Source organism: Flavobacterium faecale, from assembly GCF_003076455.1.
Taxonomy (GTDB): Bacteria; Bacteroidota; Bacteroidia; order Flavobacteriales; family Flavobacteriaceae; genus Flavobacterium; species Flavobacterium faecale.
The window spans coordinates 2,420,859-2,434,590 of record NZ_CP020918.1 but is presented as its reverse complement, the minus strand read 5'-3'; the positions used below and the strand labels follow the sequence as shown (position 1 = coordinate 2,434,590).

The 13,732-nt window shown below is 35.9% G+C and carries 14 protein-coding genes; 9 read left to right on the top strand and 5 right to left on the bottom strand.

From position 1 onward, the window contains the following. Window positions 1–47: 47 nt before the first annotated feature. Complete coding sequence (locus FFWV33_RS10470; RefSeq protein WP_108740856.1) at window positions 48–1,580, bottom strand: SulP family inorganic anion transporter; 1,533 nt, start codon at window positions 1,578–1,580, stop codon at window positions 48–50. Between the two features lie 319 nt (window positions 1,581–1,899). On the opposite strand from FFWV33_RS10470, the gene FFWV33_RS10460 reads away from it, so the two are divergent. The 5 genes from FFWV33_RS10460 to FFWV33_RS10440 all read left to right on the top strand — a co-directional run bounded on the left by FFWV33_RS10460 (window position 1,900) and on the right by FFWV33_RS10440 (window position 6,658). Beyond that, window positions 1,900–2,787: a DnaJ C-terminal domain-containing protein gene (locus tag FFWV33_RS10460; RefSeq protein WP_108740854.1), complete on the top strand. Its 888-nt coding sequence runs from the start codon at window positions 1,900–1,902 to the stop codon at window positions 2,785–2,787. Window positions 2,788–2,791: 4 nt separating this feature from the next. Then, window positions 2,792–3,085 carry a chaperone modulator CbpM gene (locus tag FFWV33_RS10455; RefSeq protein WP_108740853.1) on the top strand — a complete coding sequence of 98 codons (294 nt, stop codon included), beginning with the start codon at window positions 2,792–2,794 and terminating at the stop codon, window positions 3,083–3,085. Between the two features lie 109 nt (window positions 3,086–3,194). After that, a complete protein-coding gene (locus FFWV33_RS10450) occupies window positions 3,195–4,067 on the top strand; it encodes a helix-turn-helix domain-containing protein (protein WP_159086006.1) in 873 nt (290 codons plus the stop codon). 99 nt (window positions 4,068–4,166) lie between these two features. Beyond that, window positions 4,167–5,045, top strand: coding sequence for a nuclear transport factor 2 family protein (locus tag FFWV33_RS10445; protein ID WP_108740851.1), 879 nt, complete (start codon window positions 4,167–4,169; stop codon window positions 5,043–5,045). Between the two features lie 383 nt (window positions 5,046–5,428). After that, window positions 5,429–6,658, top strand: a complete 1,230-nt coding sequence (locus tag FFWV33_RS10440) for a cation:proton antiporter (RefSeq protein ID WP_108740850.1) — start codon at window positions 5,429–5,431, stop codon at window positions 6,656–6,658. Window positions 6,659–6,798: 140 nt separating this feature from the next. Here FFWV33_RS10440 and FFWV33_RS10435 read toward each other — a convergent pair whose 3' ends face one another. Next, window positions 6,799–7,926, bottom strand: coding sequence for a cysteine desulfurase family protein (locus tag FFWV33_RS10435; RefSeq protein ID WP_108740849.1), 1,128 nt, complete (start codon window positions 7,924–7,926; stop codon window positions 6,799–6,801). Between the two features lie 77 nt (window positions 7,927–8,003). On the opposite strand from FFWV33_RS10435, the gene FFWV33_RS10430 reads away from it, so the two are divergent. Then, window positions 8,004–8,972 carry a hypothetical protein gene (locus FFWV33_RS10430; protein ID WP_108740848.1) on the top strand — a complete coding sequence of 323 codons (969 nt, stop codon included), beginning with the start codon at window positions 8,004–8,006 and terminating at the stop codon, window positions 8,970–8,972. A gap of 82 nt (window positions 8,973–9,054) precedes the next feature. Here the strand turns inward: FFWV33_RS10430 and FFWV33_RS10425 are convergent, their stop codons facing one another. Both FFWV33_RS10425 and FFWV33_RS10420 read right to left on the bottom strand, forming a co-directional pair. Further along, window positions 9,055–9,609 (bottom strand): Smr/MutS family protein, encoded by a 555-nt coding sequence (locus FFWV33_RS10425; protein ID WP_108740847.1) that lies wholly within the window; start codon window positions 9,607–9,609, stop codon window positions 9,055–9,057. Next, window positions 9,602–9,784 carry a hypothetical protein gene (locus tag FFWV33_RS10420; RefSeq protein WP_108740846.1) on the bottom strand — a complete coding sequence of 61 codons (183 nt, stop codon included), beginning with the start codon at window positions 9,782–9,784 and terminating at the stop codon, window positions 9,602–9,604. The genes FFWV33_RS10425 and FFWV33_RS10420 overlap by 8 nt, the downstream gene beginning before the upstream one ends. 584 nt (window positions 9,785–10,368) lie before the next feature. Between FFWV33_RS10420 and epsC the strand changes: the two genes are divergently transcribed. Further along, complete coding sequence (gene epsC / locus FFWV33_RS10410) at window positions 10,369–11,160, top strand: serine O-acetyltransferase EpsC (protein WP_108740844.1); 792 nt, start codon at window positions 10,369–10,371, stop codon at window positions 11,158–11,160. A gap of 45 nt (window positions 11,161–11,205) precedes the next feature. Then, complete coding sequence (cysM, locus tag FFWV33_RS10405) at window positions 11,206–12,093, top strand: cysteine synthase CysM (protein WP_108740843.1); 888 nt, start codon at window positions 11,206–11,208, stop codon at window positions 12,091–12,093. A 179-nt stretch (window positions 12,094–12,272) separates the two neighbouring features. Here cysM and FFWV33_RS10400 read toward each other — a convergent pair whose 3' ends face one another. Further along, window positions 12,273–12,683, bottom strand: a complete 411-nt coding sequence (locus tag FFWV33_RS10400) for an OsmC family peroxiredoxin (protein WP_108740842.1) — start codon at window positions 12,681–12,683, stop codon at window positions 12,273–12,275. A gap of 269 nt (window positions 12,684–12,952) precedes the next feature. Between FFWV33_RS10400 and FFWV33_RS10395 the strand changes: the two genes are divergently transcribed. Continuing rightward, the gene (locus FFWV33_RS10395) at window positions 12,953–13,576 is read left to right on the top strand and encodes a GDSL-type esterase/lipase family protein (protein ID WP_108740841.1); all 624 of its coding nucleotides are present in this window, start codon (window positions 12,953–12,955) and stop codon (window positions 13,574–13,576) included. Window positions 13,577–13,732: the final 156 nt, after the last annotated feature.

Sequence of the window (13,732 nt, the reverse complement as noted above, 5' to 3'; positions counted from 1 at the left end):
ATTCTCTTATTGAAAATGGTGGTTTCTAAGTTTGATTTATACTTATATTAGTCGATCGCTACTTTGTAGGTTGGATCTTCGAGTATATTTACGTCTATGATTTCGTTTGCATTGTGTAGCAATTGTCGACAATCAGTGCTAAGGTGGCGAAGATGTACTTTTTTGCCTATTTTGGCATAACGCTCCGTAAGTTTATTTACTGCATCGATGGCACTCATATCGGCTATTTTACTTTCTTTAAAATCAATGATCACTTCGACTGGATCGTTGGCAACATCAAATTTTTCTAAAAAAGCTGTAGTAGAAGCGAAGAAAAGCGGTCCATAAATTTCGTAGTGCTTCACTCCATTTTCGTCCACATACTTTTTGGCACGGATACGTTTTGCACTTTCCCAAGCGAAAACTAAAGCTGAAATAATTACTCCGATCAAAACTGCAAGAGCTAAGTTGTGCATCAAAATAGTTATGACCGCAACTAGGACTCCAACAAAAATATCTTGTTTTGGCATTTTGTTTATGATTCGAAAACTAATCCATTCAAAAGTTCCAATCGCAACCATGATCATCACACCCACAAGCGCTGCCATAGGCAATAGCTCAATTACAGGCGCTCCTACGAGCACGATAACCAAAATGGTCAAAGCAGCAACGATTCCAGACAAACGAGCTCTAGATCCAGCTGACAAGTTCACTAAGGTTTGCGCAATCATTGGACAACCACCCATCCCGAAGAAAAATCCGTTCAAGATATTGGCACCACCTTGAGCGATACATTCTCTGTTTCCGCTTCCTTTAGTACCGGTGATTTCGTCAACCAAATTCAGTGTCAACAATCCTTCGGTCAAACCTACTGAACCCATGATTAAAGCGTAAGGGAAAATTACTTGCAGCGTACCCCAAGTCCAATCGATATTCGGAATATGAAAAGGTGGTAATCCACCACTCACAGAGGCAATATCGGCTACTGTTTTAGTTTCAATTCCAAAACCTAAAACGATTCCGAATACAACCAAAATAGCTACCAAAGAGGCTGGAATAGCTTTTGTAAAACGCGGTAATATCAAAACAATGGCTACTGTCAAGGCTACCAAACCTGCCATGATATATAAAGGAGTACCCGAAAGCCACTCGGTTTGACCATTGACCACGGTTTTGAACTGCTCCAATTGTGACATAAATATGATAATGGCCAACCCATTTACAAATCCAAACATAACGGGTTGCGGTACGAGGCGTATGAATTTACCCAATTTAAAGAGTCCTACCAATATTTGTAAAACTCCTGCCAATGCTACAGCGGCAAAGACATAATCCAATCCATGCGATTTCATCAAGGCAATTAAAACAATCACCGTTGCTCCTGCTCCACCAGAAACCAACCCTGGACGACCACCAAAAACAGCGGTAACCAATCCCATGATAAAAGCGGCATACAAACCAACCAAGGGTGGGAATCCTGCTAAAATAGCAAAGGATAACGACTCTGGTATCATGGTCATTGCTACGGTTAGACCTGCTAAAATTTCTGTTCTGTAATCTACTTTTTGTGTAAAGTCGAATAAGTTAAAATACTGTTTCATTTTTTATTTTAATTTGAAAACCACTCCAAAATGTTGGTTTATAAAGTGGCGCAAAGGTACTTTTTTTTCATGGGGATAAAAACAAAAAACCAAATTGAAGGCTAAGACTATACATTTCAACCACTTAGAACTTAAGAACACTGCTATACTCATGCAACAGATTTTTGACGAAATAAAATGGGTTCTAGACCCATTACTAGCTGAAAATTCCTTAAATTTGAGTAGTAACAATCTCGTTGTGTATTTACTTTATAACACCGATTTTGTTGTGTTTTAGCATACTAGAATCATTTTTTTTTAAACTAAAAATCAATAGATTATGCCTTTTATAGATTACTACAAAGTACTAGACCTTGACAAAAAAGCTACTGAAGCTGAGATCAAAAAAGCGTATCGAAAGATGGCTCGAAAGTACCATCCGGACTTAAACCCTAACGATAAGGTCGCAGAACAAAAATTTAAAGAAATCAATGAAGCCAACGAAGTGTTGAGCAATGTTGAGAATCGAAAAAAATACGATCAACACGGAGAGAATTGGCAGCATGCCGACGAAATCAACAAGCAGCAGCAACAGCAACGACAATATAGCAACAGCAGTTCTGGAGGTTTTGGCAATGCCCAAGGCGGCGGTGGCGATTATTCTGATTTTTTTGAATCCATGTTTGCTGGCGCAGGCGGGCAACGTGGACAACAACGATCTTACAAAGGACAAGATTTTAATGCAGAATTGGAGTTGGACTTGAAAGAGGTTTACGAATCTAGTAAACGTACGCTGACCATCAATGGGAAAAACATTCGACTTACAATTCCTGCGGGAGTAGAAAATGGACAAATTATAAAAATTGCTGGCCATGGTGCCGAAGGACAAAATGGTGGCCCAAAAGGTGATTTGTACCTAACTTTTACAATCAAAAACGACAGCAACTTTAAACGTGACAAAGAGAACCTATACAGTAACGTAGACTTGGACTTGTACACTGCCGTATTGGGAGGCGACATTACTATCCCAACATTTGATGGTAAAGTTAAATTTAAAGTTGCTCCTGGGACACAAAACGGAACCCAAGTTAAGCTGAAAGGAAAAGGTTTTCCTGTTTACAAAAAAGAAGGACAATTTGGTGATTTGTACGTGAGTTATACAATCACTATACCAGAAAACTTGACCGAAAAACAAAAGGAGTTGTTTATTGAACTTTCTAAAACATAATCTTATGAGTACCGAAAATTTTATCCCACTAGACACCTTATGCATTCATTATAAAGTAACGCTTTCTTTCTTTTTTGATTTGAGCGAAAATGGACTGATTGATATCGAAGAAATTGCCGAAACACATTATATACATCAAGATTCATTGCACGAAATCGAAAAAATTATTCGAATGCACCAAGACTTGGCCGTTAATATTGAGGGGATTGATGTCGTTTTGAATTTACTACAGAAAATTGATGCTTTAACAACTGAATTGCACACGGTGAGGAACCGATTGCGATTGTATGAAAATTAAAAGGATATTAAAGTAACTGTGCACCGCTTGCAATAAAAAATAAGTCAAGTCTTTTTGTGTCAATTATTTTAAATCAAATACATTCGCAGCGACAAAAATCATCAAATCCTTGAAGAACGAGATACAGCAAATTAAATTCAACAATACCCGTAAGGAGAGTCAGTTTGACTTGACTAGTTTCGATCGTATATTTTCGAAAAAAGATCTCGACCATACTCTGACTGATTTTCAGCAAATTGACTTTTACATGCTTATCGTAGTAACGGGCGGCACCGGAAAGCATACGGTCGACTTTACCGATTATACCCTTGAGCAGGGAACGATTTTGAGTATTCGAAAAGACCAAATTCATAAATTTTTCAAAAATGAAGTTCAAGGTTATGTCCTCCTTTTTACGGATACTTTTTTGCTTCATTTTTTTAACGAAGTGGAAGCTATCAAAAGTCTACAGTTGTTTAATGAGCTGATTAGTTCCCCAAAAATTCAGCTCAATACAACCGATTTTGACACCACTCAAAAGTTAATTACCGAGATTGAAAAAGAGTACTACCAGATAAAAGACGATCATTCTATGAGCGTGATTGGTAGTTTGTTGCATATTCTTTTTCGGAAAATGTATCGCATTAAGTCATTGGACAACGCCATTTTTTCAGAAAAAAAATATCTGAGTTCGTTTATTCATTTGCAGCAATTGGTCGAAAACCAGTGTTTTAAAACCAAGAAGGTTTCTGATTATGCCAGTCAAATGAATATTAGCTCAAAAACCGTAAACAACATAACCAACACTGTTATTCACAAATCGGCTAAGCAATTTATTGACACCATATTGATAACACAAATCAAGCGATTACTCATAAACACTACGTTTTCGATAAAAGAAATTGCTTTTCAAGCTGGATTTGAAGAAACAACGAACTTGTACAAATTTTTCAAAAAAAATACGCTACTCACTCCAGAAGTTTTTCGGAAATTAAATCAATAACATCAACTTTCCCATTTTTACAGTCCTTTGCCCTTTTTGGATACTTTGTCTGTTGGAGTCTCACTATACCTTTGCCCCACACATTTAAAGCAAACAAAAATGAAACTAACAACAATTACAGCAGCTAGTATACTGGCATTCACACTTACACAAGGATACACTGCACATGCACAAAACAACAAAGGAAGAGAAACTAAAAAATTGACAAAAATGGAAATTTCGAACAAAGAAAAAGTCGTAGCATTACTAAAAGCAATTGAAACTGGAGATAGCGCACCGGTTGCCTACATAAACCCCACAAATTACAAACAGCATAACACTGCAGTTGGTGATGGCTTAGCGGGTTTTGGAGCACTTTTACAACAAATACCAGCAAACTCAGCCAAAGTAAGCACAATACGTGCCTTTGCAGATGGTGATTATGTTTTTACACAAACAGACTACGTTTTCTTTGGACCAAAGGTAGGTTTTGACATTTTTAAATTTGAAAATGGGCAAATCACTGAACATTGGGACAACTTACAAGAGAAACCAGTAACACCAAACCCTAGCGGACACAGCATGCTTGATGGAGCTACAGAAATTAAAGATCTAGATAAAACAGAAGCAAATAAAACAATTGTAACCAATTTTGTAAATGACATTTTGGTGAACGGAAAAATGGAAAAACTAGCTGGTTACTTTAATGGTGACAATTATATACAGCACAATCCAAACATTCCAGACCAAGTATCTGGATTAGGAGCTACTTTGGGTGCATTGGCTAAACAAGGTATTTTCATGAAATATGATAAAGTACACCGTGTACTAGGTGAAGGAAACTTTGTTTTGGTAGTAAGCGAAGGCCACTTTGGAGCAGATCATAATTCATTTTACGATTTATTTAGAGTTGAAAACGGTAAAATCGCAGAGCACTGGGACGCTGTCGAAAAAATTACTCCAAAAGCAGATTGGAAAAACAATAACGGTAAGTTCTAAGACTTAGATCTTAAGCATAAAAACAGTACTTTTTCATAAGAGAAAGTGTTGTTTTTTTATTTTGCCCAATCTCTAAAATGGCTATTATTTTGAATAAAGCAGAAGATACTTCAATTACATATTGCTTCGCCTATAGACTTTTCAGGATCGGGTCGATATAGTCCTCCCATAGTGTCGGGAGCAGTGTATTATTTTCATATTATATTGGCATTATACCAGAAGGTATTGGACTAAAATTTAAATTCATTTGGTATAAATTGCATCAGAACCAGCAAACTTTCATTAAAAAAAACATAACATTGAACAAAAACATTGTTTTTTAAGGTCTTAAAATGCTATCTTACATCCACCTTTTAGGAGGATTTTTAACCTAATGACTTTATATGACCATTATTATATCGCTTTGCATCTTATTGCTAATCGCCTATTTATTTGATTTAACAGCTAGTTACACCAAAATCCCATCTGTAATTTTACTTTTATTGTTGGGTTGGATTGTAAAAGAGGTGATCGTATTCTTTGACATTCCTATTCCTGATTTGAGTTCTACTTTACCGATATTAGGTACTATTGGTCTAATTTTAATTGTACTTGAAGGCGCGCTAGAACTAGAACTTAACAAATCAAAAATTGGCCTAATCAAAAAATCGGTATTGGGAGCATTAATTCCGCTGATGGCGATGGCGTTTGCCTTGGCCTATGCTTTTCATTATTATGGAGGTTACGATTTTAAAACGTGTTTGACCAATGCGATTCCGCTTTGCGTGATCAGTAGTGCGATAGCGATTCCTAGTGTTCGAAACTTAACATCTGATCAGCGAGAGTTTACTATTTACGAAAGTAGTATGTCGGATATTTTTGGTGTGGTTTTCTTCAATTTCGTTGCCTTTAACACCGATTTTGGAGTAGAAACCTTTGGTTATTTTACATTAGAAATTTTAATTATTATCACGATATCAGTCATCGCTACCTTTTTACTTTCCTTTTTACTGAACAAAATTGACCATCATATTAAGTTTGTGCCAATCATATTGTTGGTAATTTTGATTTATGAAATTTCGAAAATATTCCATTTACCAGCCTTAATCTTTATCCTTGTTTTTGGACTTACTATCGGAAATCTAGACGAAATAAAGCATTTAAAATGGACAAAGAGCTTCCGTTTGGATCTATTAAACAAAGAGGTTCATAAGTTCAAAGAACTAACTGTTGAGGCTACTTTTGTGGTGCGTGCTTTATTCTTTTTACTTTTTGGTTACCTAATCAAAACCTCAGAAATAATTAATCCAGACACTATTTTTTGGGCGATCGGAATTGTAGCTACTATCTACGCACTTCGATTTTTTCAATTGTACTTGTCTAAAATGTCCATCTTTCCGTTACTATTTGTAGCGCCTCGTGGATTGATAACGATCTTATTGTTCTTATCTATCTCTGCAGATGCTGTGTTGCCAGAAGTCAACAAATCATTGATTATTCAGGTGATTTTGTTAACTGCATTAACAATGATGATTGGTTTAATGGGAACTGCAAAACACCGTGAAAAAATCATTAAAGATAAATTAAAGGCCAAACACAACGTCCCTAATATCGATGTTAGCGAAGAGTTTTAGTTGTGAACGGAATTCATTAAACATAAAAAAGTTGTATTCTAAAACTAAAAAGGAGCTTAAATCACCATTTGATTTAAGCTCCTTTTTAGTATCGCAATTATTCTAATAGAATTGCACTATCGTACAAAAGTTCTATATTTTTATTTGATCATTTTCAGACAACTTATCAAGCCGTCAATATCTTCTTTTGTATTGTAATGACTCAGGGACACGCGCACATTTGGCTTATCCAATTCTTCTTGCGAAAGCATTTCGATCAATACATGCGAGGGTTGCACGCTACCGCTTTGGCAGGCACTCGCACGAGATACAGCAACTCCTTTCATATCCAATTCAAATAAGATCAAAGCAATTTTTTCTTTCGGAAAAGGTAAAGAAACATTCAAAATCGTCGGAATTCCATTCGTACCACCATTAAAAGTAGCTGCTGGAAAAGCTTCTAAAACAGTATTGATTAAATACTGTTTAAGGTCTGAAATCGTTGTCATTTCTTCCCCTAAATTTTCATATGCCATCGTCAACGCTTTTGCCATTCCGGCAATTTGATGCACTGCTTCAGTCCCTGCACGAAGTCCTTTTTCTTGCTCACCACCAAAAAATAATGGCTGTATACCGCAATTTTTCTTCAAATATGCAAAGCCTACCCCTTTCGGACCATGAAATTTGTGGGCTGTTCCTACCAAGAAATCAACAGCTGTCGTTTTTAAATCAATTGCTATTTTACCGATAGATTGCACGGTATCAGAGTGAAACAAAACATTATTTTCTTTGCACAGCATACTCACACGCTCGAGATCAAGAATAACGCCTGTCTCGTTGTTTACGTGCATTAAGCTCACAAGTGTTTTCCCTTCTTGCGCCATTAATGACACGAGATGTGTCAAATCTATTGTCCCGTCTTTGTTTACATTTACGTAGTCAACGTCTATTTCAAATTCTCGTTCCAAATGCTGCACTGCCAATAAAACGGCATGATGCTCCATTTTGCAAGTTATAATTCGAGTTACTTTCAGGTCTTTAATAGCCGAACGTAAAATCCAATTGTTAGCTTCGGTAGCCGACGAAGTAAAAATTATTTCTGCTGCAGAGGCATTAATCGTTTTAGCGATTGCCTTTCGCGAAAGCTCAATAATACTTTTGCTGCTGCGTCCTATACTATGGGTAGAAGATGGATTACCATATTCTTCTAACATAATACGAGTCATTTCGTGTACTACTTCTGGTCGTATGGCAGTAGTAGATGCGTTATCGAGGTATATTTTTTTCATTAATACAAATTTATGAAAACGGAAACTTATATTCTCTATGATTATTTGCTTATTTTTGCAATAAATATAAAATAAAAATGAAACGAATTACTAGCCTTTTGGCCATGATAATGCTACTGAATAGCTGTGATGACGGAAACCTAATACAAGAAGATATAGATTTTGAAAGTGTAACTACAACGCAAAGTTGTACCACCAATGATTTGATATACAAACTAAAGGACAAAGAAGCTCTTATCCTTGAAATTCCTGCTGCAAATTTCCCAAATGATGCAACAGTTAGTGGCTCTCCAACTACGCTAACCATTGGGACAAGTTCCAATAGAGCGGTGTACCGTTTTTATAACGGAACTGTTGCAAGTGATAATATTTGTGAAACAATTCAGCCTGCTACTCCTACTGTAAGCGATCAATGGACAGCATCTTCTGGAACGATACAAATTATATCTAGCGCTGTAGTCGTAGATAATGATGCTACTAATAATAGCACAAAAATCACAGGATACAACCACTTAATTAGCCTAGAGAACGTTACATTTGATATTAAAAACGGACAACAATCCTATAGTACGCTACCTTTTGGTACCTATACTACAACCGCAACAACGCTTCCGTTTAATTTTGAAAAATTATTGACTAAGTGTAGCACTTCAAATGTGATTTACGATTACAAAAGCTACGAAGCTATCTTATTGACGATTGACCCAGCGCTTATTGTGAATGCAGTTACACCTGCAGGAACAGTACGAACTGGCCTTATTGGAGCCACTACCAATAAACTTACTTACCGTTATTTCACTGGATTATTAAGCTCCTCTTATTTTTGTAATACAACCACACCTACAACTCCTGTTTTGAGTGAAGAATGGATTGGCGTAACAGGCGTTAGCGGTACAAGTGGTATTATCGAAGTGACTACAACGACCAACGGAACAACTGGTTTTACACATACAATTACCTTCAAAAAAGTAAGTTTGAACAGAGGTAATAGTACTTTTAAATTAGGTGATACTTACGTTTTAGGAACACTAGTAACTACCATTTAAGCATCAATTACTACATTAAAATCATACAAAAAGGGGTTCGTTTTCAATTGAAAAAGAACCCCTTTTTGTATATAAAAACAGCCTAGATATTTTTACTCTGACGAATAAAAACCTCGGTTGCGCCTTGACCATATTTTTGATAATTTGCTTCTTGAAACGCGATATTATCATAGCGACCTAACAAGAAGTCAAGCTCTGCTTTGAGCACTCCTTCGCCAACACCATGAATAAAAACAATCTTCGGAATGCGATTTTTGATTGCAAATTCGATATGTCTTTGTGCCGTTTCGGCTTGGATTGTCAGGATATCATAATTTGATAATCCGCCCTTATTTTTGACCAATTTTTCGATGTGCAAATCAAATTCTGGTGCTGGTTGTTCGTTTCTGTTTTTGCGTTCTTTAACAAAACTACGTGGTTTTGGAATCTCTTTCTCTTTTTGGACTGCACTTATATTGATGTTTTTGATCGAATTATCCAAACTACTAGAGTCGTTCAATTTAATCAGTTCGTTTACTAGAAAAGTCATCACGAAACCATCTGTTGTTTCTACTTCAACTTGCGTATCATTTACCGAAAGTACCACACCATCAATCGCGTCATCCAATACCGAAACCTTATCTCCTTTGCTAAACATCTTTGTCTTCTTTATTTTGATTTTTACTTGGCGTTTTTGTACTTAGTCGCATCATGCTCACCATAAAAACGACTACTGCCCCTACTTTCAAATAGATCATATACTCGTCATTCCCCTTCTTTAACAACAGTACAAAAACGGCCAAAACCATCAGTACGATTTGAATTATTTTCATTTCAATTTTATCAGATTTCAAAAATAGTAAATTAAAATTAAACCTTTAATCTTACCGCTTAGTAGTTGTCTTTCGATACTAAAATTATTAACTAAAAAAGAACTTCACTTTCGATCAAAAAAAGCATCTAAAACAAACTGTCTCATCTACTATTTGAAGCTTTTTATTTTTCGAAAAAAACCAACCAAATCCTATTTGATTTCACCTTAAAAGTACGCAAAAGTTTATTGCTATTTGTTACCGCATTTTAGGAATAGAACAGTCCTGCCTATTTTGAAGGATTGCACATACCAAGCGCAGTGTATGTACGTTATTAAAAATTACCTTGACCATTTTTTTGGCATACAAATGGACCATTATATAAATGCGTGTTTTTATAATCTTCAACAAAATCCTATAGCTTAATCAAAAATAGTTCAATATATTTGTGATGTATAACTATGGAGTAGATAAAACATGGCTGCGACTTTCATTTTTTCTGCACCAAAACAAGGGATTCCTTTTGCAATTATTGCTTTTCCCTGTGGAGAAATAAAACAATCACGTACCATCTTTCTATCAAAAACTCTTTCAACATCGTCATCATGTCCAAAGATCTGATCATTCAAAATATTCAAGTTTTAAAAAGCCATTTAAATATCAATTATGGTATTAAAACAAAAACAGAAGCTTTTACCGAAAAATTATTTTACACCTTGTTTGATTCCAATGCCGAATTAAACCAAAGCATCGACGAGCTCGAAATACTTTTTAAAGACATTGCTAAGATTGCTTGCAAAAAACCCGGTAATTTATGCGAATCATTGTGGGACCAATTTTCGTTGCGCCTTCCTGCAGTGCTTGAAATGCTGAATAAAGATGCTAATTTTATTCTCGAAAACGATCCTGCTTCCAACGGTATTGAAGAGGTTTATTTGGGCTATCCTGGTTTTTATGCCATTGCAATTTACCGATTGAGTCATGAATTGTACAAAATGGATTTATTACTATTCTCAAGACTTATGAGCGAGTACGCACACAAGATCACAGGTACAGATATACATGCAGGAGCAACAATTGAATCTCCTTTTTTTATTGATCACGCTACCGGAATCGTAATTGGAGAAACTACCGTTATTGAAAAGAATGTCAAAATTTACCAAGGAGTTACGCTAGGCGCCTTGAGCGTAAGTAAGGATATGAAGGATGCAAAAAGGCATCCTACCGTGGAGAAAGATGTATGCATCTATGCAAATGCAACCATTTTGGGAGGAGAAACAACTATTGGAAAAGGAAGCATCGTGGGCGGAAATGCTTGGGTGACCAAATCTATTCCGGCAAGATCGCTTGTTTTGAATACCACAACTACAGAAGTAAAAATAAAAGAACTAAAATAAAACGTCATTTAGTCACAGTGACAATCACAATATAATTATAATACTATGAAACCTCAAAAATTAGTTGACTTGATAGGCAATACGCCACTTGTAGAAACAGTCAATTTGGTTCAAAATAAGAATGTAAAATTGTTATTAAAATTAGAAGGAAATAATCCTGGCGGTAGCGTAAAAGACAGGGCAGCATATGCAATGATAAAAGGCGCTATGGACAGAGGTGAAATTAAAAAAGGAGACAAACTGATTGAAGCTACCAGCGGTAATACCGGAATTGCGCTTGCCATGATTGCACAAGTTTTGGGTATCGATATCGAACTTGTTCTCCCTGAAAATTCAACCAAAGAGCGTACGCAAACCATGCGAGCGTATGGTGCTACCGTAATTTTGACACCAGCCGAAACAGGAATCATTGGTTCTAGAGATTATGCTGATAAAAAAGTGGCCGAAGGTGGCTACCTGATGTTAAACCAGTTTGCAAATGACGATAACTGGAAAGCCCACTACAAAACTACGGGTCCCGAAATATGGAGAGATACAGAGGGCACTGTAACTCACTTTGTAGCAGCAATGGGAACTACGGGAACCATTATGGGAACTTCGACTTTTTTGAAAGAGCAAAATCCAGCGGTACAAATCGTAGGCGCACAGCCAAGTGACGGATCACAGATTCCAGGTATACGCAAATGGCCGCAAGAATATTTACCAAAAATATTTAACCCATCCAAAGTAGACCAAACAGTAGATGTATCTGAGGAAGAAGCGCGCGCAATGACCAAACGACTAGCAGTTGAGGAAGGAATATTTGCCGGCATGAGTAGTGGAGGATCTGTTGCGGTTGCGGTACAAATTGCAAACCAAATTGAATCGGGTGTAATTGTAGCGATCGTTTGCGACCGTGGAGACCGTTATCTGTCTTCAGATTTATTTGATTAGTTCTTTATTTTATGACTAATTCTTTATGACTAGAAATAAGTATTGTAAAGATTAAGCATAATTAAAATTGAAATTAGAAAACAGTACTGACATTTAGAACTACTTTCGAAAAAATAGTAAAACAAAACAAGGCGCTAGAAAAACTAGCGCCTTGTTTGTTATATTGTAACCTGTATGAATTATACCAAAGTAGCTTCAGAGGTTATGGCAGTATTAAATAATTTTGAAATAGGACAATTATCTTCCGCTTTTTTGACTAACGATTGAAACTCCTCTTCAGCAATTCCTTCAATTTTTGCTTGCACAATTAAATGCGAACCAGTAATAGTTCCGTCAATTAAGTTGATCATGCATTTGGTCTCAATACTTGCAATTTCAAAACCAGCCTCAGTTATAAAAGCCGACAATTGCATTGTGAAGCAACCTGAATGTGCAGCCGCAACCAATTCTTCTGGATTGGTACCAACACCTTCTTCGAATCGAGATTTAAAAGAGTATTGCGTGTCTTGTAAAGTTGTACTTTGAGTTGTTAGTTTCCCAGCTCCTTCTTTCAAGGAACCGTTCCATACGGCGGTGGCGTGTCTTTTCATTGTTTGTATTTTTTATGTTCTCTCAAATATAAGTATTTCTAAAATAGCACTTTGATTTCTAATTTTCTTTTAATTAAATTTTATGACCCTCTTTTGGCAATGCCCTCACTTTTATGCAAGCATGGCAAACGATATACACTAATTAAATCCTTTCCATTTGGTCGTAATGTAGTATGTTTGCTTTAGTATCAATTCACCTTGTTTACAAAACATATAAGGAGTAATAAAAGTAGCGTCAATACGATATTTTTAGCCAAATCAACTGCAGCATGGGACAAAATTTACAATCGCAAGATTGGCCCTATTTAGGCCGATATAAAGAGGAGAACCTACGTTTACAAAATGAACCTAAAACAACAAACAGAGTCGTTTTTATAGGAGATTCTATTACCGAATTTTGGAGTAAAGAACAGGCTGATTTTTTTTCGAACAAAAACTACATCAACAGAGGTATCAGTGGGCAAACTAGTCCGCAGATGCTTTTGCGTTTTAGAGCAGATGTGATTCAGTTACAACCCAAAACAGTTGTTCTTCTCGCAGGTGGAAATGATATTGCCGGAAACACAGGTGAATCTTCATTAGAAATGATCCTAAATAATATTGTATCGATGGTAGAATTGGCAAAATTTAATCGAATCGAACTGATACTATGCTCCCTTTTACCCTGCAATCATTTTTATTGGAATCCAAAAATAAATCCTTCAAAGAGTATTATAAAATTCAACAGAATGTTGCAAGAGTACGCTTTTGCGAAAAATATCCAGTTTATCGATTATTATTCTGCTTTGGTTGATAATCACTTTGGACTAGCTCTCCAATTTTCTGAAGACGGAGTACATCCAAATTTAAATGGTTATGCAGTAATGAAATCCTTAATCAAACCATTCATTTAATAGAAAATTCCTTTTTTCATTAAACACTCACCTTTTTTTCAATATATTTTAAATTTCTCTTTTTTCCTATAAAATAAGATCAGTATTTTATGCTATAATTACTAATCCAATAGATCAAAAAACTATTAGGATTATGATGCCGTTAATAATTTATAT

Coding starts and splice junctions, on each gene's coding strand:
- FFWV33_RS10470 (WP_108740856.1), bottom strand. CDS start 1,580: ATGAAACAGTATTTTAACTTATTCGACTTTACACAAAAAGTAGATTAC.
- FFWV33_RS10460 (WP_108740854.1), top strand. CDS start 1,900: ATGCCTTTTATAGATTACTACAAAGTACTAGACCTTGACAAAAAAGCT.
- FFWV33_RS10455 (WP_108740853.1), top strand. CDS start 2,792: ATGAGTACCGAAAATTTTATCCCACTAGACACCTTATGCATTCATTAT.
- FFWV33_RS10445 (WP_108740851.1), top strand. CDS start 4,167: ATGAAACTAACAACAATTACAGCAGCTAGTATACTGGCATTCACACTT.
- FFWV33_RS10440 (WP_108740850.1), top strand. CDS start 5,429: ATGACCATTATTATATCGCTTTGCATCTTATTGCTAATCGCCTATTTA.
- FFWV33_RS10435 (WP_108740849.1), bottom strand. CDS start 7,926: ATGAAAAAAATATACCTCGATAACGCATCTACTACTGCCATACGACCA.
- FFWV33_RS10430 (WP_108740848.1), top strand. CDS start 8,004: ATGAAACGAATTACTAGCCTTTTGGCCATGATAATGCTACTGAATAGC.
- FFWV33_RS10425 (WP_108740847.1), bottom strand. CDS start 9,609: ATGTTTAGCAAAGGAGATAAGGTTTCGGTATTGGATGACGCGATTGAT.
- FFWV33_RS10420 (WP_108740846.1), bottom strand. CDS start 9,784: ATGAAAATAATTCAAATCGTACTGATGGTTTTGGCCGTTTTTGTACTG.
- epsC (WP_108740844.1), top strand. CDS start 10,369: ATGTCCAAAGATCTGATCATTCAAAATATTCAAGTTTTAAAAAGCCAT.
- cysM (WP_108740843.1), top strand. CDS start 11,206: ATGAAACCTCAAAAATTAGTTGACTTGATAGGCAATACGCCACTTGTA.
- FFWV33_RS10400 (WP_108740842.1), bottom strand. CDS start 12,683: ATGAAAAGACACGCCACCGCCGTATGGAACGGTTCCTTGAAAGAAGGA.
- FFWV33_RS10395 (WP_108740841.1), top strand. CDS start 12,953: ATGGGACAAAATTTACAATCGCAAGATTGGCCCTATTTAGGCCGATAT.